The organism is Mucilaginibacter dorajii (genome assembly GCF_024808255.1).
Taxonomy (GTDB): Bacteria; Bacteroidota; Bacteroidia; order Sphingobacteriales; family Sphingobacteriaceae; genus Mucilaginibacter; species Mucilaginibacter dorajii.
Genome location: NZ_JANTYS010000035.1, coordinates 29,843 through 52,270, shown reverse-complemented (window position 1 = coordinate 52,270; position 22,428 = coordinate 29,843). Strand labels below are relative to the sequence as shown.

At 44.1% G+C, this 22,428-nt stretch carries 19 protein-coding genes and 1 pseudogene; 6 read left to right on the top strand and 14 right to left on the bottom strand.

Annotation, left to right across the window (positions count from 1 at the left end; translation table 11 throughout):
* Positions 1-174, top strand: a pseudogene (locus FHS10_RS27675) (PIG-L family deacetylase); the annotation flags it as partial.
* 111 nt (positions 175-285) lie between these two features.
* On the opposite strand, the gene ftcD reads toward FHS10_RS27675, so the two are convergent.
* From ftcD to FHS10_RS27640, 7 genes are all read right to left on the bottom strand, one after another.
* Positions 286-1,974 carry a glutamate formimidoyltransferase gene (ftcD, locus tag FHS10_RS27670; RefSeq protein WP_259097300.1) on the bottom strand — a complete coding sequence of 563 codons (1,689 nt, stop codon included), beginning with the start codon at positions 1,972-1,974 and terminating at the stop codon, positions 286-288.
* Between the two features lie 67 nt (positions 1,975-2,041).
* Positions 2,042-3,265, bottom strand: coding sequence for an imidazolonepropionase (hutI, locus tag FHS10_RS27665; protein ID WP_259097298.1), 1,224 nt, complete (start codon positions 3,263-3,265; stop codon positions 2,042-2,044).
* 110 nt (positions 3,266-3,375) lie between these two features.
* Positions 3,376-5,046: a urocanate hydratase gene (hutU, locus tag FHS10_RS27660; protein ID WP_259097297.1), complete on the bottom strand. Its 1,671-nt coding sequence runs from the start codon at positions 5,044-5,046 to the stop codon at positions 3,376-3,378.
* Entirely contained in the window at positions 5,024-6,583 is a 1,560-nt protein-coding gene (hutH, locus tag FHS10_RS27655; RefSeq protein ID WP_259097295.1) for a histidine ammonia-lyase, read from the bottom strand. Before hutH ends, hutU begins: the two co-directional genes overlap by 23 nt.
* A complete protein-coding gene (locus FHS10_RS27650; RefSeq protein ID WP_259097294.1) occupies positions 6,576-7,085 on the bottom strand; it encodes a MarR family winged helix-turn-helix transcriptional regulator in 510 nt (169 codons plus the stop codon). Before FHS10_RS27650 ends, hutH begins: the two co-directional genes overlap by 8 nt.
* A gap of 416 nt (positions 7,086-7,501) precedes the next feature.
* Positions 7,502-7,747, bottom strand: a complete 246-nt coding sequence (locus tag FHS10_RS27645; RefSeq protein WP_259097292.1) for a hypothetical protein — start codon at positions 7,745-7,747, stop codon at positions 7,502-7,504.
* A gap of 447 nt (positions 7,748-8,194) precedes the next feature.
* The gene (locus tag FHS10_RS27640) at positions 8,195-8,710 is read right to left on the bottom strand and encodes an OmpH/Skp family outer membrane protein (protein WP_259097290.1); all 516 of its coding nucleotides are present in this window, start codon (positions 8,708-8,710) and stop codon (positions 8,195-8,197) included.
* Between the two features lie 297 nt (positions 8,711-9,007).
* On the opposite strand from FHS10_RS27640, the gene FHS10_RS27635 reads away from it, so the two are divergent.
* The 3 genes from FHS10_RS27635 to FHS10_RS27625 all read left to right on the top strand — a co-directional run bounded on the left by FHS10_RS27635 (position 9,008) and on the right by FHS10_RS27625 (position 10,195).
* Entirely contained in the window at positions 9,008-9,415 is a 408-nt protein-coding gene (locus FHS10_RS27635) for a DUF2251 domain-containing protein (RefSeq protein ID WP_259097288.1), read from the top strand.
* Positions 9,416-9,540: 125 nt separating this feature from the next.
* Complete coding sequence (locus FHS10_RS27630) at positions 9,541-9,783, top strand: DUF6364 family protein (RefSeq protein ID WP_259097287.1); 243 nt, start codon at positions 9,541-9,543, stop codon at positions 9,781-9,783.
* Positions 9,773-10,195, top strand: coding sequence for a type II toxin-antitoxin system VapC family toxin (locus tag FHS10_RS27625; protein ID WP_259097285.1), 423 nt, complete (start codon positions 9,773-9,775; stop codon positions 10,193-10,195). Before FHS10_RS27630 ends, FHS10_RS27625 begins: the two co-directional genes overlap by 11 nt.
* Before the next feature lie 85 nt (positions 10,196-10,280).
* On the opposite strand, the gene FHS10_RS27620 is transcribed toward FHS10_RS27625, so the two are convergent.
* Positions 10,281-10,793 carry a YdeI/OmpD-associated family protein gene (locus tag FHS10_RS27620; RefSeq protein WP_259097281.1) on the bottom strand — a complete coding sequence of 171 codons (513 nt, stop codon included), beginning with the start codon at positions 10,791-10,793 and terminating at the stop codon, positions 10,281-10,283.
* A 167-nt stretch (positions 10,794-10,960) separates the two neighbouring features.
* Here FHS10_RS27620 and FHS10_RS27615 point away from each other — a divergent pair, with 167 nt between their 5' ends.
* On the top strand, positions 10,961-11,389 hold the full coding sequence (locus tag FHS10_RS27615) for a nuclear transport factor 2 family protein (RefSeq protein WP_259097280.1): 429 nt from the start codon (positions 10,961-10,963) through the stop codon (positions 11,387-11,389).
* A gap of 222 nt (positions 11,390-11,611) precedes the next feature.
* On the opposite strand, the gene FHS10_RS27610 is transcribed toward FHS10_RS27615, so the two are convergent.
* The 4 genes from FHS10_RS27610 to FHS10_RS27595 form a co-directional block, all read right to left on the bottom strand.
* Positions 11,612-12,271: a GDSL-type esterase/lipase family protein gene (locus FHS10_RS27610; RefSeq protein ID WP_259097278.1), complete on the bottom strand. Its 660-nt coding sequence runs from the start codon at positions 12,269-12,271 to the stop codon at positions 11,612-11,614.
* Positions 12,272-12,288: 17 nt separating this feature from the next.
* On the bottom strand, positions 12,289-12,777 hold the full coding sequence (locus FHS10_RS27605; RefSeq protein ID WP_259097276.1) for a cytidine deaminase: 489 nt from the start codon (positions 12,775-12,777) through the stop codon (positions 12,289-12,291).
* 182 nt (positions 12,778-12,959) lie between these two features.
* A complete protein-coding gene (locus FHS10_RS27600; RefSeq protein ID WP_259097275.1) occupies positions 12,960-14,855 on the bottom strand; it encodes a DNA topoisomerase IV subunit B in 1,896 nt (631 codons plus the stop codon).
* A 104-nt stretch (positions 14,856-14,959) separates the two neighbouring features.
* Positions 14,960-15,571, bottom strand: coding sequence for a hypothetical protein (locus FHS10_RS27595; RefSeq protein WP_259097273.1), 612 nt, complete (start codon positions 15,569-15,571; stop codon positions 14,960-14,962).
* 495 nt (positions 15,572-16,066) lie between these two features.
* Between FHS10_RS27595 and FHS10_RS27590 the strand changes: the two genes are divergently transcribed.
* A complete protein-coding gene (locus FHS10_RS27590) occupies positions 16,067-16,354 on the top strand; it encodes a GNAT family N-acetyltransferase (protein ID WP_259097271.1) in 288 nt (95 codons plus the stop codon).
* Between the two features lie 294 nt (positions 16,355-16,648).
* Here the strand turns inward: FHS10_RS27590 and FHS10_RS27585 are convergent, their stop codons facing one another.
* Both FHS10_RS27585 and FHS10_RS27580 read right to left on the bottom strand, forming a co-directional pair.
* The gene (locus FHS10_RS27585; protein WP_259097270.1) at positions 16,649-18,823 is read right to left on the bottom strand and encodes a DUF5916 domain-containing protein; all 2,175 of its coding nucleotides are present in this window, start codon (positions 18,821-18,823) and stop codon (positions 16,649-16,651) included.
* Positions 18,824-19,160: 337 nt separating this feature from the next.
* Positions 19,161-21,524: a glycoside hydrolase family 31 protein gene (locus FHS10_RS27580; protein WP_259097268.1), complete on the bottom strand. Its 2,364-nt coding sequence runs from the start codon at positions 21,522-21,524 to the stop codon at positions 19,161-19,163.
* Positions 21,525-22,428: the final 904 nt, after the last annotated feature.

The following is a 22,428-nucleotide window of genomic DNA, read 5'->3' as shown; positions in this document are numbered from 1 at the left end:
AATGCTATCTTCAAACACCAATCTCAAAAAGATCGTCCGGTTTTCCCGGGGGATGATGCCAGGGAGTTTTGGGTGAGAGCCGAGGACAGGACAAGCGAAACCGCCAAAAAATACGATCAATTAGGACTTGCAGAATATGAGGCTATTGAGGCTTTTGTGAGGTATAGGTTTTAAGATTGGTTCATGGATCATAGTTAATGGTTCATAGAGTTTCAAATAGCAAAAACGGCGACGGGGTTATCTCGTCGCCGTTTCTGTTTTTACTTCTCCTTCAGCGGGTGGGGGCTAAACCCCTATCTTCCCATTTACCATTTCAATAATTTCCGCTTCTAAAGCAATCGCCTTTCGTTCTATCTCGTTTCCACGATAGATAATATTCAACACGTAATCTTTATCCTTATAACCCGAGGCATTGATCTTCACATTCATAAAGGCTCCTAAAACCGCAGTACGGGCGCAAAGCGCTGCTACACCGGCATCTGTTACAGAGTTGGGGTTGCCTATCTCTACCATCGCTTTAATTACTTCCATACTACTTAAAGCAGCTTCCATCACCTTAAACGGAATTTCGATGGCATATCGGGTTGCATCCTGGATAGCCTGATCTCTTATTGCTTTTTCTTCTTCAGTAGATTTTGGCAGGCTGAATGATTCCATGATCTTATTAAAAGCCGTGGTATCCAGATCAACCAGGGCAAGTAACTCATTTTTGTATTGCTGTGCTTTTTCGGCCCAGTCGCTAAACTCCAGCCAGCGGCTGTCCCAGCCTTTTTTGTGCGAACTTAGGTTGGCAACCATCCCTGCTAATGAAGCGCCCAACGAACCTACATAAGCCGAAATAGAACCGCCACCCGGTGCCGGGCTTTCACTGGCAGTTTCATCGGCAAAATCACTAAGACTCATGCTAATGAGTTTGCTATCAGCCTTATCTTTTAACAGGTATTCAATAATTCGTTTTTCGGGAACAAACGGACCAAGTTCATCCAACCCCATTGATTTAATGGCGATCTTGATCAGTTCTTTTTCGCTTACCCCAACAGAGCGTTGTTGCTTGCGCAGGAAATATTTACCGGCATCCAACATCGCCTTTAGCGGAATAAGGCCCACTAATTCGCTGCCGGTAACGCGGATGCCGCGCTCATTGGCTTTGGTACATACTTCGTCAAAAGCTTTGTGTACGGGGGTTATTTCGATATTGGTTAAATTCATCGAGATCTGGGCTATGCCGTACTCCTCAATATACCAGCCAATAGCCTTCACTGCTTTTAATGAGCCGGGAATGGATTTGGCCTTACCATTTTCATCAGTCACAATTTTGCCAGTTACCGGGTCACCGTCACGCAGGGTGCGGCCGGCTTCACGAACATCAAAAGCGATAGCATTAGCCCTTCGGGTTGATGTGGTATTTAAATTCACATTATAAGCCACCAGGAAATCCCTCGCGCCTATAACAGTTGCTCCGCGCTTAACATCATTTTCTGCCGGACCAAAATCGGGTGCCCAATCCGGCAATTTTATCTTCTTGAAAAAACCTTCGTATTCCCCAGCGCGGATCACCGATAGGTTACTTCTGCGCTTATCCGGCTGCGCGTTCTCGTACAAATAAGCAGGGATCTGCAACTCCTCACCTACCCTCTTAGCCAATTGCCGGGCGTATTCGGCAGTTTCCTCCATGCTGATGTTACTAATAGGAATAAGCGGGCAAACGTCCGTAGCGCCCATACGAGGGTGCTCGCCTTTTTGCTTGCTCATATCAATCAGCTCTCCGGCCTTTTTTATAGCCAGGAATGCCGCCTGGATCACCTGAGCAGGTTCGCCCACAAAAGTTACCACGGTGCGGTTGGTGGCCTTACCTGGATCAACATTCAACAACCTCACCGCCTCAACCGATTCTACTTCGTTGGTGATCTGTTTAATAATATCAAGGTTTACACCTTCGCTAAAATTGGGTACGCATTCAATTAGTTTCGTCATTGGTCATTAGTCATTAGTCATTAGTCATTGGTCTTATCGCTTTGTAAGATCAACGAAATCATAAAAATCAAAATAAATCAGCGGTCCATATATGGGTAGGCTTCAATTTCCCCTGCATATATAATATCTCGCGGTAATCGGCACATGGGTAGGCCTGCATATCGGCAAGTTTTCCTTTGGCTAAAATACCGCGGTCGTTTAGTTTTAAAGCCTGTGCTGCACGACTGGTCAGGCCCGCAAATACCTCAGCAGCTGATAATTTCTCGGCGGCTGCCATCACGGCGGCTTGCATCAACAGGTCGCCCATTGGTGCCGATCCGGGGTTCCAGTCGCTGGCTATGGCCAGGCAAGCACCTGCATCCAGCAATTTGCGGGCAGGCGCGTACGGCATTCCTAATCCTAACGACGCGCCGGGTAAAGTTACGGCTACGGTACCAGAATTAGCCAGTAAATTTATTTCATAACCGGTACTGGCTTCCAGGTGATCTGCCGATGCGGCGCGGGCCTTAACGGCTACTTCGCTTCCGCCGGTAGTAAACTGGTCGGCATGTACAGTAACCTCGAAGCCCTGTTGTTTGGCTTTGGCAAGGTAGTTTAGCGCGTCGCTGGTATTAAAAGCGCTTTGTTCTATAAAGATATCTACCCGGTTGCTTAAACCATCCTGTTTAATTTGAGGCAGCAAATCGTTCAACACATACTGCAAATATTCCTGATGGTTTCCTGCGAAATCTTTAGGCAACATATGCGCTGCAAGGCAGGTGGAGATTAAACTGGCAGTAGTTTTGTCAGCAACAGCCCTTATTGCCCTTAACTGCTTTAGCTCAGCATCTTTGCTTAAACCATAACCGCTTTTTATTTCGATAGTGGTAACGCCTTCTGCTGTATGGCGCTGTACACGTTTCAATAGTAAATCTGCCAAGACAGCTTCATCGGCATTACGGGTTTGGGTTACCGAATCCCAGATGCCACCGCCCGTTTGCGCGATTTCGAGGTAGGTTTTGCCGCTGTTCCGCATAGCATAGTCCTTAGCCCGGCTACCCGCAAAACAGATATGGGTATGGCAATCTATAAAGCCGGGCAACAATACGCTGCCGCCGGTAACTTCTTCTATATCTGCTGATTGATTGACCTTTCTTAGCTTCTCAAAATCATCAACAGCCAGAATTAGCCCATCCTCAACTAATACACCTCCCTGCGGGATGATGTGCAATTGCTCGTCCCGCAGACTGCCCTTGAGGGGTAAATCTGTAAGTGGGAGTATTTGTGTGAATGGACCTATTAGTTTTTTCATATCAAGTAGTAGCCCCCTCTAAATCTCCCCCGGTAGGGGAGACTTTTGGAAACTCAATTTCAATTAACACTTTTTAAAGTCCTCCCCTTCAGGGGAGGGTTGGGTGGGGCTTAAACCTTCAGCCCAAACTTCTCCGCCCACTCTCCTGCCTTATCATACCCCGCATCGGTATGCCTGAAGATACCCATCGCCGGATCATTATACAAAACTCTACTTAAGCAAGTCCTCGCGCGATCCGTTCCATCCGCTACCACTACCATGCCGGCATGCTGCGAGTACCCCATGCCTACCCCGCCGCCATGATGAAACGAAATCCAGGTTGCTCCGCCCGATGCGTTTGCCATTAGGTTTAGCAATGGCCAGTCGGATACCGCATCTGAGCCATCTTTCATTGATTCGGTTTCGCGGTTGGGTGAGGCTACCGAGCCGCAATCCAAGTGATCACGACCGATCACTATCGGGCCTTTTACTTTGCCTGTTCGTACCAGTTCGTTAAACAACAAACCGGCCTTTTCCCTATCGCCCATACCCAACCAGCAAATGCGGGCGGGGAGCCCCTGGAACGAGATCTTTTCCCTTGCGTTGGTCAGCCATTTGGCAAGCGGTTTATCCTCGGGGAATAATTCCATCAGCGCCTTATCGGTAGTATAAATATCTTCAGGATCGCCGGATAAAGCTACCCACCTGAACGGCCCCTTCCCCTCGCAAAACAGCGGGCGGATATAGGCCGGCGTAAAGCCCGGGAAGTTAAAGGCGTCCGGCTCGCCGCCCTGGCGGGCAAACTCGCGGAGGTTGTTGCCGTAATCGAAGGTGATAGCACCACGCTTTTGCAAATCGAGCATCAGGCCCACATGCCTGGCCATGCTTTTTAATGAAAGGCGCTTATATTCAACGGCATCACTGTTGCGCAGTGCTGCGGCTTGCTGTAACGACAGTCCATTGGGAATATAGCCGTTCAAGGGGTCATGTGCCGATGTCTGGTCGGTTAAAACATCGGGGATGATATTATCTTTTAGCAAACGTTCCAGCATATCACCGGCATCACTTACCAGGCCTACAGAAAGGGTTTCTTTTTTGGCAATAGCATCCTTAACCCAGGCAATGGCCTCCTCATAAGAATAGGTCATCCGGTCGATATACTGAGAATCCAACCTTTTTTGAATCCGGGTTGCATCAACATCGGCACCTAAAAACACGCCGCCAGCCATAGTTGCAGCCAGCGGTTGCGCACCGCCCATACCACCTATACCGGCGCTTACCATAAGCTTGCCGGCCAGGTCGCCGTTAAAGTGTTGGTTGCCGCACTCTACAAAGGTTTCGTAGGTGCCTTGTAAAATGCCCTGGGTACCAATATAAATCCAGCTACCGGCCGTCATCTGGCCATACATCATCAGCCCTTTGGCGCGCAGTTCATTAAAATGCTCCCAGTTGGCCCAGGCGGGGACCAGGTTACTATTGGCTATTAAAACCCTTGGTGCTTCAGGGTGACTGCGGATGATCCCCACCGGCTTGCCCGACTGTACCAACAACGAATGATACTCATCCAACTCCAGCAATATTTCAATAATCTTCCGCAATGCCTCCGGGTTGCGGGCTGCCTGGCCAATCCCGCCGTAAACCACCAGTTCGTCGGGATTTTCGGCAACCTGGCCATCAAGGTTATTGAGCAGCATCCTTAAAGGCGCTTCGGTTTGCCAGCTTTTGGCGTGCAACTGCATGCCACACGGTGCCTTGTACACCGGGTGGCTGGCGTAGGTTTTAATAAATTCCGAACTCGTCATGGCTAAGGTTTATATTGTTTTTAATAGCTGCATCATTAGCGGTTGCCAAAAAGGAACCATCTGTAATTAATTGATGCAGGCTGTTGATATCGTCAGAAAAAATGCGGTCGTCCTGTATATGTGGTACCTGTTGCCTTACCTTTTCATGCAAGGCCTCAATAACCGGGGTTGACTGAAGTGGCCGCCTGAAATCCATAGCCTGCGAAGCATAAAGCAATTCAATAGCCTGAATGTATTCGATATTATCTATCACCTGGTGCAGCTTGCGCCCGCTGATGGAACCCATAGATACATGATCTTCCTGCCCCAATGAGGTAGGCACACTATCGGCACTTGCCGGGAAACAAAGGGTTTTATTTTCGGTAACCAAGGCTGCAGTGGTGTACTGCGGAATCATCAGGCCAGAGTTTAAACCGGCATCGAGTGTAAGCAATTTGGGCAAACCGTAACGGCCCTCGCTCATGAGGTAGCAGCGCCTATCGGCAATATTGCCCAGCTCGGCGGCGGCAACGGTGGCATAATCAAGCGGCAAAGCCAATGGCTGCCCGTGAAAGTTGCCCCCGCTGATGGTATCATCGGCATTAAAAATAACCGGGTTATCGGTAACGGAGTTCAGTTCGATCTCGGTAAGTTCTTTTAAATGCAACCAGGCGTTGCGCGATGCGCCATGCACCTGCGGCATACACCGAAGCGAATACGGATCCTGTACCCTATCGCAGTTGATGTGCGATGAATTGATCTCCGATCCGTTTAACAAAGTGAACAACCTATCGGCAACGTGTTTGGTGCCTTTAAACGGCCTTAAAGCGTGGATACGTGCATCAAACGGGCGGGCAGAACCCATCAAGCCTTCTACAGACATGGCACCTATCAGGTCCGCGCGGTTCAGGGCTTCATCCAGGCGTTGTACAGCCTTAATAGCAAAGGCCAATATAAATTGAGTTCCATTGATTAACGCCAGCCCTTCTTTAGGGCCCAATACCAATGGTTGCAGGTTGTGCTTTTTTAATACATCACCGGCGGGTAATTTTGTTCCATCTTCATAAACATAACCCAAACCTATCAGCGGCAAAAATAAATGCGATAGCGGGGCCAGGTCGCCGGAGGCACCTACGGATCCCTTCTCGGGGACTATCGGAATAATATCATGATCAATATACCAGATCACCCTTTGCAAGGTATCCGGCGCTATTCCCGAGTAGCCCTGGGCCAGCGCATGTACTTTGGTGATGAGCATGAGCTTGGCTATCTCCTGCGGGATGGCGCTGCCCACTCCCACACTATGACTTTTAAGGATATTACTTTGCAGCAAACTGGTATCCGCTTCAGAAATGCGGGTATCGCAAAGCGGACCAAAACCGGTATTAATACCGTAAACCGGTTTCTGCGCGTGAACTATCTTTTCCACCTCGCGCCAGGATGCACGGATGGCATTATCAGCATCAGCATTGATAATACCCTTGGTTTTACCAGCGGCAATATCAAGGCAAATGCCAATGCTCAAATGATCTATACCGTAGTTAAAAACACTATTCATCGCCGGCAGATTTAAGATTGGATGCCAATTTGTTACTTATTAAATCAGATAAACTGATAGAGCGAAACTCATTCTCTAATGCGGTTATTGCCGGCAACAATTGTTTCGACATAGAGTCGCTATCAATCAACTCGGTCATAGCCTTGTTTATGGCTTCCCACATCGGCAGGATCTGCTCTAACAGCTTACGACCAGTCTCGGTTAGCGTAACCAATTGCCTGCGACCATCATCGGCACAGGTGGCGCTGGTAACCAGTCCGCGGTTTTTAAGGTTGGTGATTAACTGACTGGCAGCCGGGTGACTTACCTCTATCTGCTCGCTCAATTCTTTGATAGATAAAGCGTCGTTTTTAGATAGCAGGTAAAATACCGGGAACCAGCTGGCATCAAAATCAATACCCTCGTTTTGATAAGCGCGGTTAATTTCGGCCAGGAAAGCTTCGCTCAACCGTCTCAACCTGCTCCCCAAAACCAGGTAACCTAAGCTTTGATATAAATTCATAGTGCAATTTATATAAGTGCTTATATAAATGCAAGTTTTAAGAGGGATTATTTTTCATTAAGCACAAAAAGCCTGGCTCCTTTATGAAAGCCGGGCTAAACTTGCTAAACAATTAGCAGATCTGCTAAATTGATTTACTTTATATTATTTAATTCCTAATTCGGCTTTAGCGGCATTCATCAGGTCTGTTCCTTCCGGCGAAACAATTACCTGGGTACCTTGTGACGAATCGATCACATAAGCGAGGCCGGTTTCTTTAGCGATGGCGTTAAATGCAGCTGCGACTTTACTTATTTTTTTTTGGGGGGGGGGGGGTAATTTAAATTTGCCGTTATAATGTCAAAAGCGGTGTTACTCAATCGCTCATTTTGAAAAGAAAATAATGCAACCGGCCACAAATACAAATTTTGGTTGATTCATTGAAAACCTAACCGCTTAATTACCGTATCTTTTACCTGTACAGGCATATCATTTTCGTCGACTATAATTTCCACGCTTACCAGGTAACGTTCGCCATTGGGTAGTTCTTTGGTGTAATATTCTCCATCACCTTCGTATTTGGCATAAAATGGATTCCCGAGTTCAAAAGCGCGCTGCTTACCCAATTCGTAGATATTATCGATATTAGCTAACAACTTTTCCAGAATTGCGGATCTTTCCATTGGCAATGATTAATGTGCTTTAATTACAAATCACATCGAATTTACAAAATGTTTAAGAATTTTACAGATGGTAGTTCTTACTATCAGGGAAATCGCTTTTAACAGTTCCGCATAAGGTAACATCATTCAATGAGCACAATAGGTAGCCGCTATGCGGCATCTTGTCTGGTTCTTTTTCTTACTACAAACAGGTAGCCGCTATGCGGCACTCTTCCCGCTTATTAAATATTCGATGCCGCATAGCGGCTACCTATTTGTAGAACAAGTAATTTATGCTTTTTTGCTCCATAGGAGCTACCCTTTGCTATGCAAATCTTTAAAGCGATTGCCCTTTTCTTACTATGCCAAACTCATGTTCAAATCATGGCGTACTGCGCATTTCGCCATTCGGACTAATTTAACCTTAATCAATTTAAATCGCCCTTAGTTTTATGAAAAGTTAACCTGTTATTTAATTCCTAACCTGGCTTTAGCTGCATTCATCAAATCTGTTCCATCAGGCGAAACAATTACCTGGGTACCTTGCGATGAATCAATTACATAGGCGAGACCGGTTTCTTTGGCTATGGCGCTAAGCGCGGCTATCGCTTTATCTGACAATGGTTTTACCAATTCGTTGGATTTGGCTTCTACTTGTTGGCGTGCGCTGTTTTGCAGGTCTTCTATGCGTTTTTGCAGATCCTGTAATTCGGTTTCTTTTGCGAGGCGGGCAGCATCGGTCATTTTGGGGCCTTGTGCCTGGTATTCCTGTCCTTTGGTTTGAAATTCGGTGTTCATGGTTGTCAATTGATCAACAAATTGCTTTTGGTAAGCATCTATTTGCGCCTTTATGCCTTTTGCTTCGGGCATTTGACCTAAAAGAGCCTGGAAATCAACATAACCAATTTTTGATTGGGCCTTAGCCATATTACCAGCCAATACCAAACTTAACGATACGAATAAAATTAAAAACGGCCTTTTCATATAGCGCAAAGATAATATGAATAGGACGATTTTATGATCAAGTTACCTTTGTCACGAGGAAATTGCATTAAAATAACATGCGGCTGACTGAATGGATTAGCAACAATTTAAAAGATTGGCGTTTAAAGGTTATATGAAAGCAAAGGCATTTTAAAGATAGCGCACTCTGCTTTTTGGAAGGCAAACACTTAGATTTCTTTTACGCGATAATTCCTTTTCAATCGGAATATTTTGGTGATGGCCAGTAAGAATACCTTTGGTTAAGAAAATCCTTCTCCCTTAACGTAACTTTGCCAAATGATTTTGGAATTAGAGGAAACTTTTATTGTTGGTGAAGATACTTTTTTTGATAGCGTAGCACCTACATCGTCGCATGGGGTAGTTTTTGAAGATGATGGTAACACCGGTTATTTTTACGCCATAGGAAAATTGCCTGGCCAGGAAATTCTTGATGCCTTACATATTTACGATGTTGATCATGTAACTGAAAAAGGCAGGCAATGCAATATCAACATTGTGTGGACTAACGATTGGCAATTCGCTTCCCTCCTGATCAATAATTATTGCCACGCTATATTTGATTTCAAAAACAAAACCGGCTATTCCCGTAACGCGTTTTCTCCTGGCAATGGGAAGTGGGGAAATAAAAACGACAGGATTAAATTAACCGATGATTTGTTAGATGAGCTTTTGAGCGGGAAGTAAACTATCTCATCCCTTGGGGCTACTTACAGAAGCTGAGGTAGCGCAATGGGGAGGTTAAAAAATGGCACTAACTTAATATTCACGCCAAAGCACGCATGATTTAAAAATATGCGTATATTTATCTCATGAAAACCAGGTTAAATTTAACTATCGACGATAGTTTATTGGCAGATACAAAAATGTACGCTCAAAAACAGCATCGAAGCGTTTCTGATTTGGTAGAAGATTATTTTAAAAATATCACCAAAGCACCTAAACGAAAAAGTATCATTGATATGATTGAGCAGCTTGATGCTCCTGATATTGATGCTCAGACAGACTTAAAGGAACTTTATTACCAAGATCAGGTTAAAAAATATGGCGTCTAAAATATTCCTCGATGCCAATATATTACTCGATTTTATGCTCAAGCGTAACGATCACTATCCCGAGGCTAAACAAGTTATGGAACTTGTTATTAATAACCAGGTGCAAACTTTTATCACATCTTCAGTTTTACATATAACCGGATATTGGGTTGCCAAAGCTTACGGTAATCAAAAGGCAAAAGATTTACTTTTAACTTTATTGATTGATGTAAAAGTTATTGATATCTCTCATGAAGTAGCACTAACTGCTTTGCATTCAAAAATTGATGACATTGAAGACGCACTTCAATACTACACGGCAATTCATCATAAACTGCACTATTTTATATCGCGCGATAAAAAATTGCAGAAAAATGATATTGCAGCTTTACCAATATATTCGCCAAAAGAATTTTTGAGTACGTTTATTTGAAACTCAGAATCACGTAAATAGCGTATTGTACATTTGGCTTATGTTTCTGGAACAACTTAGGGTGACCTAACAGCCAATCCTCCCCCTACTCCCTCATCCTCTTTTGCTCCCGTAACATCATACCATAATCCATACGCCGTGCCAGGGCATTAATGGTGGCGGCTATCCGGTTGGCCCGGGTAGCGTCGGTTTTGGAGCTGTCAATCCATTTGATAAAGTAGCCCCGGTGGCTTTCGGCAATGCTGTTAAAATAATCGATAGCTTCGGGTTCGTCTTCCAAACATTCCTTAAAATCGGCCGGTACGGTAAATTTAAAATCATCATCGGGCTCTATCTGTACTTTAAGCATAGCACCCCTGCTTTTGTGGAGGGCCTTGCAGATATCTTTTTTAAGTGCCATGATAAAATTACCTTCGCCCATAGGCATTAATGCCATGCCGGCTACAGGCAAATTATCCAGTTTACCTTTTACCCGGAATGATTTCTTGTTCCCGGGCTTCATTTCCTGCGCTAAATCGGCAGGAATTTCAATATAAGTCCATCCTGTTTTTTCGCCCTGTTCAGCAAATTGCAAAATAATGGTATTAAAATCAATCATGCCGATAGTATATAATCTTAACGTTGCTAAATATTTAATAAATAATACCAATTGTTAAATGTTTGTTAAATCGTATAAATTGATTGATTTAACTGTAACGAATGGAATACTGCTGCTGTCTTATAGATATAAATTAAAAAACAAATAACCTCAAAAACAACAACAATATGAAAACCTTAAAATCAATAATCGCAAGCTTAGCTTTAATAATAGTATGTGGTGCCGCCCAAGCAAATGTAAAAGTTGAAGGCGATAATTTAACCCGCAACTTTGCCATAAATACATACGTAGATGCCATGACCCGTGGTAAAGTAGCAGGTTTTGGCGATGTGGTCGACCAATCGGCCAAGTTCAATTTATTACGTGGCAAAAATGTATTGAGCTTCTCAAAAAGTGAAATGATCGAATCAATTAAAGCCAACAAAAATACCGAGCAAAATTGCACTACCAGTACAACCATAATGGAAAGCAACTCTGACATGGCCGTAGTAAAAGTTGACATGCAGTTTGATGACTTTGTACGCACCAACTATGTAACCGTAGCCAACACCGGCAAAGGCTGGAAAATCACCAACGTTTACAGCGTGTTTAAATAAAGATAGTTTTAGTTTAGTGTTTAATGTAAGTAAGTATAGGCTCCACCAGGTGGGGCCTTTTTTTATGGACACTAATTTTCACGAATTCGGAGCGAATTACACGAATTGCCGAGCGTGGCGTTGAAAGACAAATTTTAATTAAATTCAGATTTAGTAAGTTCAACCAATTAGCGTGTAATCTAAATTCGTGAAATTAGATCCAATTCGAAAAATTCGTGTGCACTACTTCACCAATGGTTCCAATACCGCCTGCCACCTATCATATCCTTTGGGGTTAAGATGCAGATAATCTCCTTTAAATAAGCTGCTGTCGGGCTGGGTAGTTCCGGGTTTGTAAATGGCCGGGACTAAATCGACATAATGACTTTTGGGTTTATTTTGAAGATAGGCTTTGATCAGGTCATTGGCTTTGTATACTTCGGCATAAAATTTAGCGCGTACGGGGCTTGGCTTTATCGACATAAAATAGATCTCGGCCCTGGGCAATTTTCCGCGGATCATCACCCATAGTTTAGCAAACTGATCTGCTACCGATTGAGCCGACTTGCCACCTGCTATATCATTTTCGCCGGCGTAAATAAAAACCTTGCGGGGATGATATGGGAACAGGATGTAAGGCGTAAAATAATCAACCAGTTGCCACATTTCGCTGCCGCCTACGCCGCGTTTAATGATAGGTTTATCGGCAAAGCGCTGCTCCAGGTCGCTCCATAACCTGATAGACGAGCTGCCTATAAACAGGATGCCGTTTGGCTTGGGGAAACTTATGCTATCCTGGTGTTTAAAAGCACGGATCTCGTTATCAAACGGCAAACCTTGTTGCGCAAATGCATTGGCGGTAAAAGCACAGCCTATTAAAAATAAAAACAGTTTCAACTTCATGGTAGATGTATTATTGGTTAAGCATTCAATCTATCCTCAAAAAACAAAAACGGCAACTGGTTTTCGATGCCTTTTATTACCCACACCGGGCCCTGCTGCGCATATAGTATAATCTTTATAGGCTTATTTTGTTTTTTTTCTACCTCGGCTAACACCTGCAGGCATGATCCGCATGAGGTTACCGGCTTTGTTAAAGCAAACTCATCTGTTTGGGCAGTAACTGCCATGCTTTCAACCGGGTCATCGGGATGATTGGCTCCCCAGTAAAAAAGTGCAACCCGCTCTGCACACAAGCCCGACGGATAGGCCACGTTCTCCTGGTTGCTACCGTAAATTATTTTACCACTTTGCAGGCGCAATGCAGCCCCTACCCTGAATTTTGAATACGGTGAATGTGAATTTTTCAGGGCGTTGGCCGCCTCAAGACATAGTTCGTAATCAGTTTTATCAAGTTCCTTTATCGAATCGTATTCTTCAAATGCTATTTTAATTTCGTGGTTAGTCATATCATGTCCCAGTAAAAAAAGAGGGGGAAACAAGATAAGAACTTTTTAGGAAATAAGTTTGTCTGAACGGGAATTAAACTAATTATTAGAAGTTGCTTCACAAACAAACGCCATTGAGAATGGTCTCAATGACGTTTGTTTGTGAAGTATCCTGTAAATCCAGTATAATCTTTAAATCGTGTTTATACAGCAACCGGCAATTCAACACCTTCTGCCTCAATGGCTACCAGCGGGTTAATGCTTGCATCATCTTTTTCAACCCTCAGATTGTTTACAATGTGCATTTGGCGGGTTGGGGTATTTTTGCCCATAAAGTATTCAAGCAGACCTTTAATGTTGGCATCTTTCAGGATCACCGGATCAAGGCGGATATCTTTCCCGATAAACAGCCCAAACTCATCCGGTGAAATCTCTCCCAAACCTTTAAATCGGGTGATCTCGGGTTTGTTGCCTAATTTTTCGATAGCATTGCGACGTTCTTCATCGCTGTAGCAATAAATCGTTTCCTTTTTGTTACGTACCCTAAATAATGGTGTTTGCAAAATAAACACGTGCCCGGCTTTTACCAGGTCGGGAAAAAACTGTAAAAAGAAGGTCATCAGCAACAGGCGGATGTGCATCCCGTCTACATCGGCATCGGTAGCTATTACAATGTTGTTGTAACGCAAGGCATCTAAACCATCCTCAATATTGAGGGCATGCTGCAACAGGTTAAATTCTTCATTTTCGTAAACCACTTTTTTGGTTAAGCCAAAACAGTTAAGCGGTTTACCCTTTAAGCTAAACACAGCCTGCGTCATTACATCGCGCGATTTGGTGATGCTTCCGCTGGCCGAATCCCCTTCCGTAATAAACAAGGTAGTATCCTGGCGGCGTTCATGCGTATCCTCAAAATGAAGCTTGCAATCGCGTAGTTTGCGGTTATGCAGCGATGCTTTTTTGGCCCGCTCATTGGCCAGTTTTTTAATGCCGGCAATATCCTTACGCTCACGTTCCGACTGCAGGATGCGTTTCAGTAAGGCATCGGCAGCAGCAGGGTTTTTATGCAGGTAATTATCCAGTTCCTTTTTCAGGAAATCATTGATAAAACCACGTACAGATGGTCCTTCGGGACCAATATTTTGTGACCCCAACTTAGTTTTAGTTTGCGATTCAAACACCGGCTCCTGCACCTTAATGGCAATGGCAGCCACAATAGATGCACGAATATCGGCAGCGTCAAATTCTTTTTTGTAAAACTCGCGGATGGTTTTTACCACCGCCTCGCGAAAGGCTGCCTGGTGGGTACCCCCCTGGGTAGTGTTCTGCCCGTTTACAAAGGAGTAATATTCTTCGCCATATTGCTGTCCGTGGGTCATGGCTATTTCAATATCCTCGCCTTTAAGGTGGATGATTGGATAGCGCAGCGTTTCGGCATCGGTATTTTTGGTGAGCAGGTCATGCAAACCACGTTCTGAGAAATACTTTTGCCCGTTAAAGTTGAGTGTTAAGCCCGAATTTAGGTAAACGTAGTTCCATATCATGTTCTCTACAAACTCCGGGATGAAGTGGTAATTTCTGAAAATGGTATCATCGGGTGTAAAGTTGATGGCAGTACCATTACGCTGGGTAGTTTCCTTTTCTGGTTCGTCGCGCACTAATTCACCTTTGGCAAATTCGGCCAGTTTAGTGCGGCCATCGCGGTAGGATTGCACCACAAATACATTTGACAAGGCGTTTACCGCCTTTGTACCCACACCATTTAAACCTACCGATTTTTGGAAGGCCTTACTATCGTACTTACCACCTGTGTTTATTTTGGATACGCAATCAATCACCTTACCCAAAGGAATACCACGCCCATAATCACGTACGGTTACTTTATGATCGCTCATGTTTACCTCAATGGTACGGCCGCTGCCCATCACAAACTCGTCTATAGAGTTGTCTATGATCTCTTTAAGCAACACGTAAACACCATCGTCATAAGCCGAGCCATCGCCCAGTTTACCAATATACATGCCTGGTCGTAAACGGATGTGTTCTTTCCAATCGAGGGAGCGGATACTATCTTCGCTGTAATTAACTGGTTCTGCCATTTATTAAAGTAGAATTTAAGCAGGCGCCAATATGCACCTATCTGCAAAAATAAAACTTAGGCTTTGAATTGAGCGTTCAAAACTGTCAACTTATTAACATTATACTAACGTGGTTTAAACTTAAGGCAGTTACTGGCCTTATCAATGTTTCTGAAAAATTCGGGATCTTTTTCATTGGTGAAACAAACGGCCATGATAGTGCCTGTATGATTTTTTTGCAGTGTGATAAGCAAAGCATATTTATAATGCTTGGTATCCTGCGAATCAGTGAGGTTTAACAAATATGATTTCCCGGCATCGGCCCTGTAACGGGCCAATACATTTGCGGGGATGCTGCGGATAAAGTTATCCTGCTCGCCGGTGAAATTAGATGCCACTGCCTGTCCTATTTTAAGATAGGACGAATCGGGATTTTCCTGCTCATGGTTACGCTCAAAGCTAAACCAGTTTTGTTTTAATGACCTTACCTGGAACCAGATCTCAAACTCCTGCCCAGGGATTTCCATGCCGTAATCAAAAGAAAAATCCTCATTGTTAACAGCCGGAATTTCCTTAAATCCTTTTGGAAAAGTAAACTCAACATTGGCCTGCGCCAACAGTAACGAAAACTCTTTAAACTGCGGGCTTCCTTTAACTGGCGCTACGTATTGTGCTTTTGCGGGCTTAGGCTTAGCTTTAAGTTTAGCCAGGTATTGCGGATGGTTAGCTTGTGCCATAACGCCAGTAAAGCATAGCAATGATACAGCCAGAAGTATAAAACACTTGAGTTGCTTCACAATAGTTTTCATTTGGGGCGAAACCAGGGCCGTTTCTTCATGTAATTCTATAAAAATAGAAGCACAAATCAAAATTAATTATAATTTAAAAATACAAATAACATAGTTAATACCAGTCGTTTATATCGGCCTATAGGTTATGCTCTTTGTTTTTATATTAATATTTTTTTTACTAACCAACGGCCTAATTTTACCAAATAGAGCCAACGGCCATGCATACAGATGCTTTTTTACGCTGATGGTTTAGTCTGCAACGTAACATTAACCTGTTTTTTGAAAATAGTTTTTGTTATTACTTAAAAAGCAACCCGCCGGCAATAAACATAACGCAGCTTGTTGTGTTATCAGTTTAGTTCGGCTACAAAATTAAAAAAGGGATAGGATATTACCTCAATCAAATACTTACTTTTAGCGTAACTTATATTATTAGAATTGATGAAATACCAGGAAATCCCCCTTGTAAATAACGAAGCCATCCACAATTTTGAGCTTGTTGTTGATGGCCATCGCTCATTTATTGACTATAAATTAAAAGGCGATAAAATATATCTTATCCATACCGAAGTACCGGTTGAACTGGAAGGCATGGGCGTTGCCGCTGCACTTGTTGAAAAGGCTTTCAATTACATTGAAGAGCATCAACTTAAAATTGTAGCACTATGCGTGTATGTTGCTGCTTATTTGAAAAGACATCCGGAGTGGAATAGGTTGGTGGCGGTTTGAAAACCGAAAAAAATCGTCATTGTTCTAAAATCCGCGACTGTGAAGGCGGGAATGACGTAGATCGCATGGCGGCGAAGACTCACCCGCCAGCGCTATGCGCGGCACCCTCTCTTCGGCTTCGCCGGAAAGATGGGCTTGAAGATTTTTGTATTTATATTACTTATAATCAGTTTATTAGCTATTAAACCCCCTCTTTCCACCGCAGGTGAAGAGAGGGTGGCCAGCGCAGCGTAGCCGGGTGAGTCTTCGCCAGCGTTTAAGCCCAATGCTGCTTGTCCGTACCTCGAACCCCAACTATAAATTACACCAGTAAGTCCACTTCACTACCAGTTGCCTGTTTTTAACCATATATGGCGATGGAATAGAATTATCGCCATAAACAATAAAGAAATCTGACGCAGGTTTGTACCGCCATTGCAGGCGCACATTGGTATTGATGTTTTTTACCTGCCCGTTATATTGCACATAAGTGGTAAAGTAAAGGGTATTACTAAACGTAACATCGGCCCGTGGCCCAACCAGCCAAAACGTGGTATTGTTATATGGTGCTGGTAAATGCAGGTCATTAAAAGAAGTATTTACCGATAGGTTCACATAAGGCTGAAAGCGGTAACCCAACTGCCCTATCAAACTGCTGCGGCTGCCATCAATGTAATAGCCGCCATGCAGGCCTTCAAGCAGGTAAGTAAACAGCGCTTGCGGTTTGGAGGCAAATTGCGCGTCGATAGTATTCCAATGATTTTGATTACCTATAGGTAAAGGTGTTTTGCCGGTATTGGTTGGATCGAACGGAACCAGCAATTTAATATAAGTATCAATCCCAGTTAGCGTAAATACACTACGGTTACGGAACGTGATAATGTAAGCCAGGCTGCTTTCGTTATCCGTTCTTTTAAAATGCTCATCAAAATAATAATTGCTCAACAACTGTATCCCATGTGTTAAAATGCTGCCCTGCTTAGGGAAAAAACTATGCAATACCAGCGGACTGATCTTGTTATAACCTACCCTGGGCACATAACCCATGCCGGCTGTATAGTTTTTGCCCACATACTCATCCTGCAAATAAAGGGTCCAATATTTGCTAAGGTACTGGAGGTGACCGGCGGCTACAATGTCATGTCCTTTTAGGCCTGCTGTGAATGATTTTATTCCCAATAGCTTGCCCGTGAAAGCATTGTTTGACGATGCCAGGTTATACTCCATACCCACGTTGCGGTTATAAGCGTTGCCCGGTGCCGATGATCCTGTCGCATCTTTATTGATGAACATAAAGCCAATATTTGACCGACTGAAAACCCTTCGTTGCAGCGTGAGCACCCCGTAGTTTTGCGCTGGTGTAATAGCATCGTTTGATTCGCCGGTTTGGATATCCATTAAGCCTACCCGCCAATCTTTATCCAACTTGCCTGTAAGTCGGGTGCCAAACCTGATGGGCGCGTTAAGCCCTATCCTGCGCGAGAAAAAAGGCCGGATATCCGAATAGCCGAAATTGGCAAACAGGTCGCCGTTCTCTAAAAAGAACTGGCGTTTCTCGGGAAAAAACAACTCATACCGGTTAAGGTTCACCACCTGCTGATCAACATCCACCTGCGAAAAATCGGGATTTACTGTAAGATCAAGGTTTAAGGACGAGGTAAGGCCGATCTTAGCATCGCCACCAAATTCTTTTTTCCAATCTGTTTTGCTGCCATTGGTATAATCTTTAGAAATACCACCAAGCGCATAGGGAATTATCGAAATATTGGTACCGGCATCGGGCGGCAACTCATCCCAAACCAACGATCCGGTATAAGCCAGCGCCGCCGTAGGGAACTGCCTTGGTACAGGTGCCCAGGCCGATTTTTCGGTAGTTTTTAAATCGTTACGACTAAAATTGATGCCCCACAAACCAACGCCTTTTTTATAGCGGATACTTTTAAAAGGGATAGCCGCCTCAAATACCCATCTATCCGGATAGTTTTTTACTACCGATGTCCATTTGTTATCCCAGCTCAAATCTACTTTGCCACCCTCGTACATGGTACCGTCCCACTGTGCCCCAGCCGCGTTGGCACCAAAGCTAAAGCCATCTGTACGGGCATCAAAAGGATCGAGAAAAAAGATGAAGTTATCGTTTTTTTGAAAGTTAAAATCACGCTTAAGCGACTCAACCATGTATTGGTTTGGGCCGGCTGTGTAACAAACCGCCAATACGTAAATGTTATTGTTATCATACGTCATCCGCACAATGGTATGTACGGTAGCCAGGCTGGTATCCATAGGCAATACCATGGCAAACTTATCTGCCGAATCTGTTTTAAGCCAGGCGCTGTCTATCAACCCGTCAATAACTATCGGGCCCGCGCTTTTGCGGATATGGTACTGGTACCCCGCGTTCTTTTTTTGTGCCGATGCCCAAACACTAAAAAAACAAAAACCCAACAGCAATAATATTTTTACCGGCGATAGTGGGTTTGTAATTTTCAATGGGGATAAAGGTTTTTAGTTTGGAAAGATAAAGAATAGAATCAAGAGTTAAGAGTCAAGAACCAAGATGGAAAAAAATGTATTTAAATAGAGTGCGATGTTTAGCCCCCACAATAAATTATGTCATTGCGAGCGCAGTGCGGCAATCTCGTAGCTCTACAGAGCGGATAAGCATAGCTACGAGATTGCTTCGTTCCTCGCAATGACAAAGCTTTATATTATCATTTTTCCTACCAGGGTTGCTTTATCTTGCCACTCGCAATAACACGTTTTTAACGTTCATTTCCGCAGCTGTAGCTGTCTTAACTCTTGATTCTTAATTCTTGACTCTTCCCAACTACATATTTACAACCAAAGCCTTACCAGCATATTTTACAACTTTATCTGCTTTGGCAGTTATGCCAACATCTGATCCGTGCGCGCCTTTTACCAGTACCACGCTAAAGGTGCGGGTTTTAAGCATGCCTGGGAAATGACCTTTGGTATCAGATATGGTTAGCTTGTGCGCTTTATCATTCCAGTTAAAGGTGAAGGTTGCAAACTGGCCTTTTTCGTAGTTATAGCTTTCGTTCTCGTCTTCGTAAAACTTGAAAGTGCCATCGGCACCGGGATAAATGCGCAACTCAATATTGCTTGCTTTTTTCTCGGTAGCGTATTCCATATGTGGCCCCATCGGGATAATCGAACCCGCTTTTACATAAAGCGGCAATATCTCTATAGGCGCGGCAGCGCTAATGGTTTGGCCACCATCAAGTACTTCGCCATTCCAGAAGTTATACCATTTGGTAGCGGCAGGCAAATAAACCTGGCGTGCTTTGGCTTTTTTATCGGCATCGGCAGATGTATATAGCTGCTCGGTAACCGGGTTAACCATAAACGCCGGTCCAAACATATACTGATCCGGGATGCCATAGACCTTTTGATCGTTCCTGAAATCAAAGGTAAGCGCACGCATCATGGTGTAATTATCCTGCGTTACGCGGCCGGCCAACGAATAAATGTAAGGTAGTAAACGGTAACGAAGTTTATCAAAGTTTAACAGGATGGCTTTGGTATCGGCATCCCAGTTATCGCTGAATAAAGCACGCTCGCCTTTACCGTGGATACGGAAGATGGGGCAAAACGCGCCAAACTGGAACCAACGGGTAAATAACTCGCGTTTATCCGGCTGCGACCAATCGGCTGCTTTCCAATGGAAATGGTATCCACCGATATCAGATGTCCAGTACGGGATGCCCGATGCGCAGGCGTTGATGCCTTGCGGTACCTGGTTTTTATAATTCCAAAACGTACACTCAATATCGCTGGACCATAAGGTGGCCGCATTGCGCTGTTCGCCTGCAAATGATTGACGTACCAGGAAAAACGCACGCTTACCAGGAATATCCCTGCGCCAACCATCGTATACACCTTTGGTATGCTGTAACGAGTAAGTGTTGAAGTAATCGATACCCTTACCTATGCTAAAGTTACTTTGGCGACGGGCATCAAGCAAAGCGCCGTTATCTGGTTCACACTGATCAATCCACCAGGCATCAAAGCCGTAGCGTTTTACCAGGCTATCGCGGGCCTGGTCCCAATATAATTCGCGGGCTTTAGGGTTGTGGGCATCGTAGTAAGTATCAAAAGTATGGGTAACCACGTTATCCCAGGTAATATCTGTTAAGCCGCCCATTTTCTCTAAAGCATCATAGTTGGGCGTGCCTTTACCAAATACCGGCCATATCGAGATCATGGCATGGATGTTTGCCTTGTGTAATTCATCAACCATTTGCTGCGGATGCGGGTAGCGTTCGGGCTTCATCACGTGCGAACCAATTGGCAATGGGTCCCAGTAATACCAGTCCTGCACAATCACGTCAACCGGGATATGGTTATCGCGGTATTTATCTTTCACACTCAGGATCTCTTTCTCGCTCATATACCTGTCCTGTGACTGGAACAAGCCATAAGCCCATTTGCCAAACATGGGTGCCCTGCCAGATGCGGTGCGGTACAGATCAATAATATGGTCAAAACCAGGCCCGTAAAAAAAGTAATAGTCTACCTGTTTACCGCTTTCAGATACGTATTTAAATTTGGTGTTATTAGCCTCGGCGCCATAAAAGTTTGATGCCGAATAATTATCCCACAGTAAACCATAACCTTTGGTTGATAGCAACACCGGGATAGCGCCGGTAAGGTACTTGATCAGCAATTCCTGGTTGCGGCCCTTGTAGTTGATAGATAAAGAATCCAAAGGGTGACAGCCCAGCCCGTACAAAGCCTCGGTAGTTGGCGAAGTAAATTGTGTGCTGATGTTATAGGTATTGATACCGGCAATAATTGCCGGGGTTATAGTTTTGTTTTCGCTGTCTTCGGAAGTTATTACGTTACCGCTTAAATCGGTATAAGTGATAGCGTTGGTTTCTTTATTAACCTTAACCTTAAGTTTCGCGGTGGTGATCACCACTTCGGTTTTGGTTGAGCTAACCTGGTAGGGCGTGGGCGTTTTCCAGCTGTTAATCACAACCAGTGATGGCTTGGTTTCAAAGGCATCAAAAATGGTGTACTTTACTTCTATAATATCGGCACTGCGCACCAATACTTTCAAGAGGCCTTTATCTAAAGAAAAAGTAACGCCATCGGTACCTTTTTTAAAGGATTTGACGACTGCTTTGGCAGGCGTTGCGGCTATACTTCCCGCAAGTAAAAAAAACATCGCAATCGATTGTATTTTTTTAACATTTAAGGTGAGTAACTTTTTAAACATATTGAACAGCTGTAAATTGGTTTATAATAAGTGTAAGAATAACACGTGTTTTGAAAATGTGAATATAGGTTTATTTTTTTATTGCAAAAAAATAATTTGTAGTAACAATACTTCTCTTTAGCTACGGGTTTAAGCCCTTGACTGTTCGAAAGTTTTTTTTATTCCCTCCCAACAGGTACTGTGTGTACACATCTTTTGAAAGATGTATCATTAACAAAAACGTTGTCATTTCGAACGAACCGGTGGGTGATTGTGCGCCGGAGGTGAGGAGAAATCTAATAAAAGCGAACATTCAGCTGTGCAAGACGTACAAGATTTCTCCTCGCAGCCCCGCTTTTCCCCACCCATGCTCGTTCGAAATGACAACGTTTTTGATGAAAAGATGTGTACACACAGTAGCCCAACGGGAGGGCTGTGGTTGGGAATGCGAGCAAATGCAGTGAGGGGTTTCTAAAAGCGACGAGAAATGTGGCAATGAATAGCTGATCAAACCCCTAACTCCTCCTTCCCCGAGGCTACTGTGTGTACACGTCTTTTGGAATCGTATCACTAAACAAAAACGTTGTCATTTCGAACCCTTGGAGGGAGGGATTTTGCAGGGCAAGGGTGAGAAATCTTATACGACAGGCTACGTTTGCTTGTCGCTCGTAGAAGATTTCTCTTTCGCGCCCCCACACCCCCCTCCTTCGCTCTATCGAAATGACATTTTTCTTTTTTAGAAAGATGTGTACACACAGTAGTTCCCAGAGGAAGGAATCGCACATCCCCTACTCTTTTATCCTTTCGATCACTCCTGGGTTAAAAACCTATCACTAAAAGGAAACAGCCAATTGAACACAACCATCCGCTAATT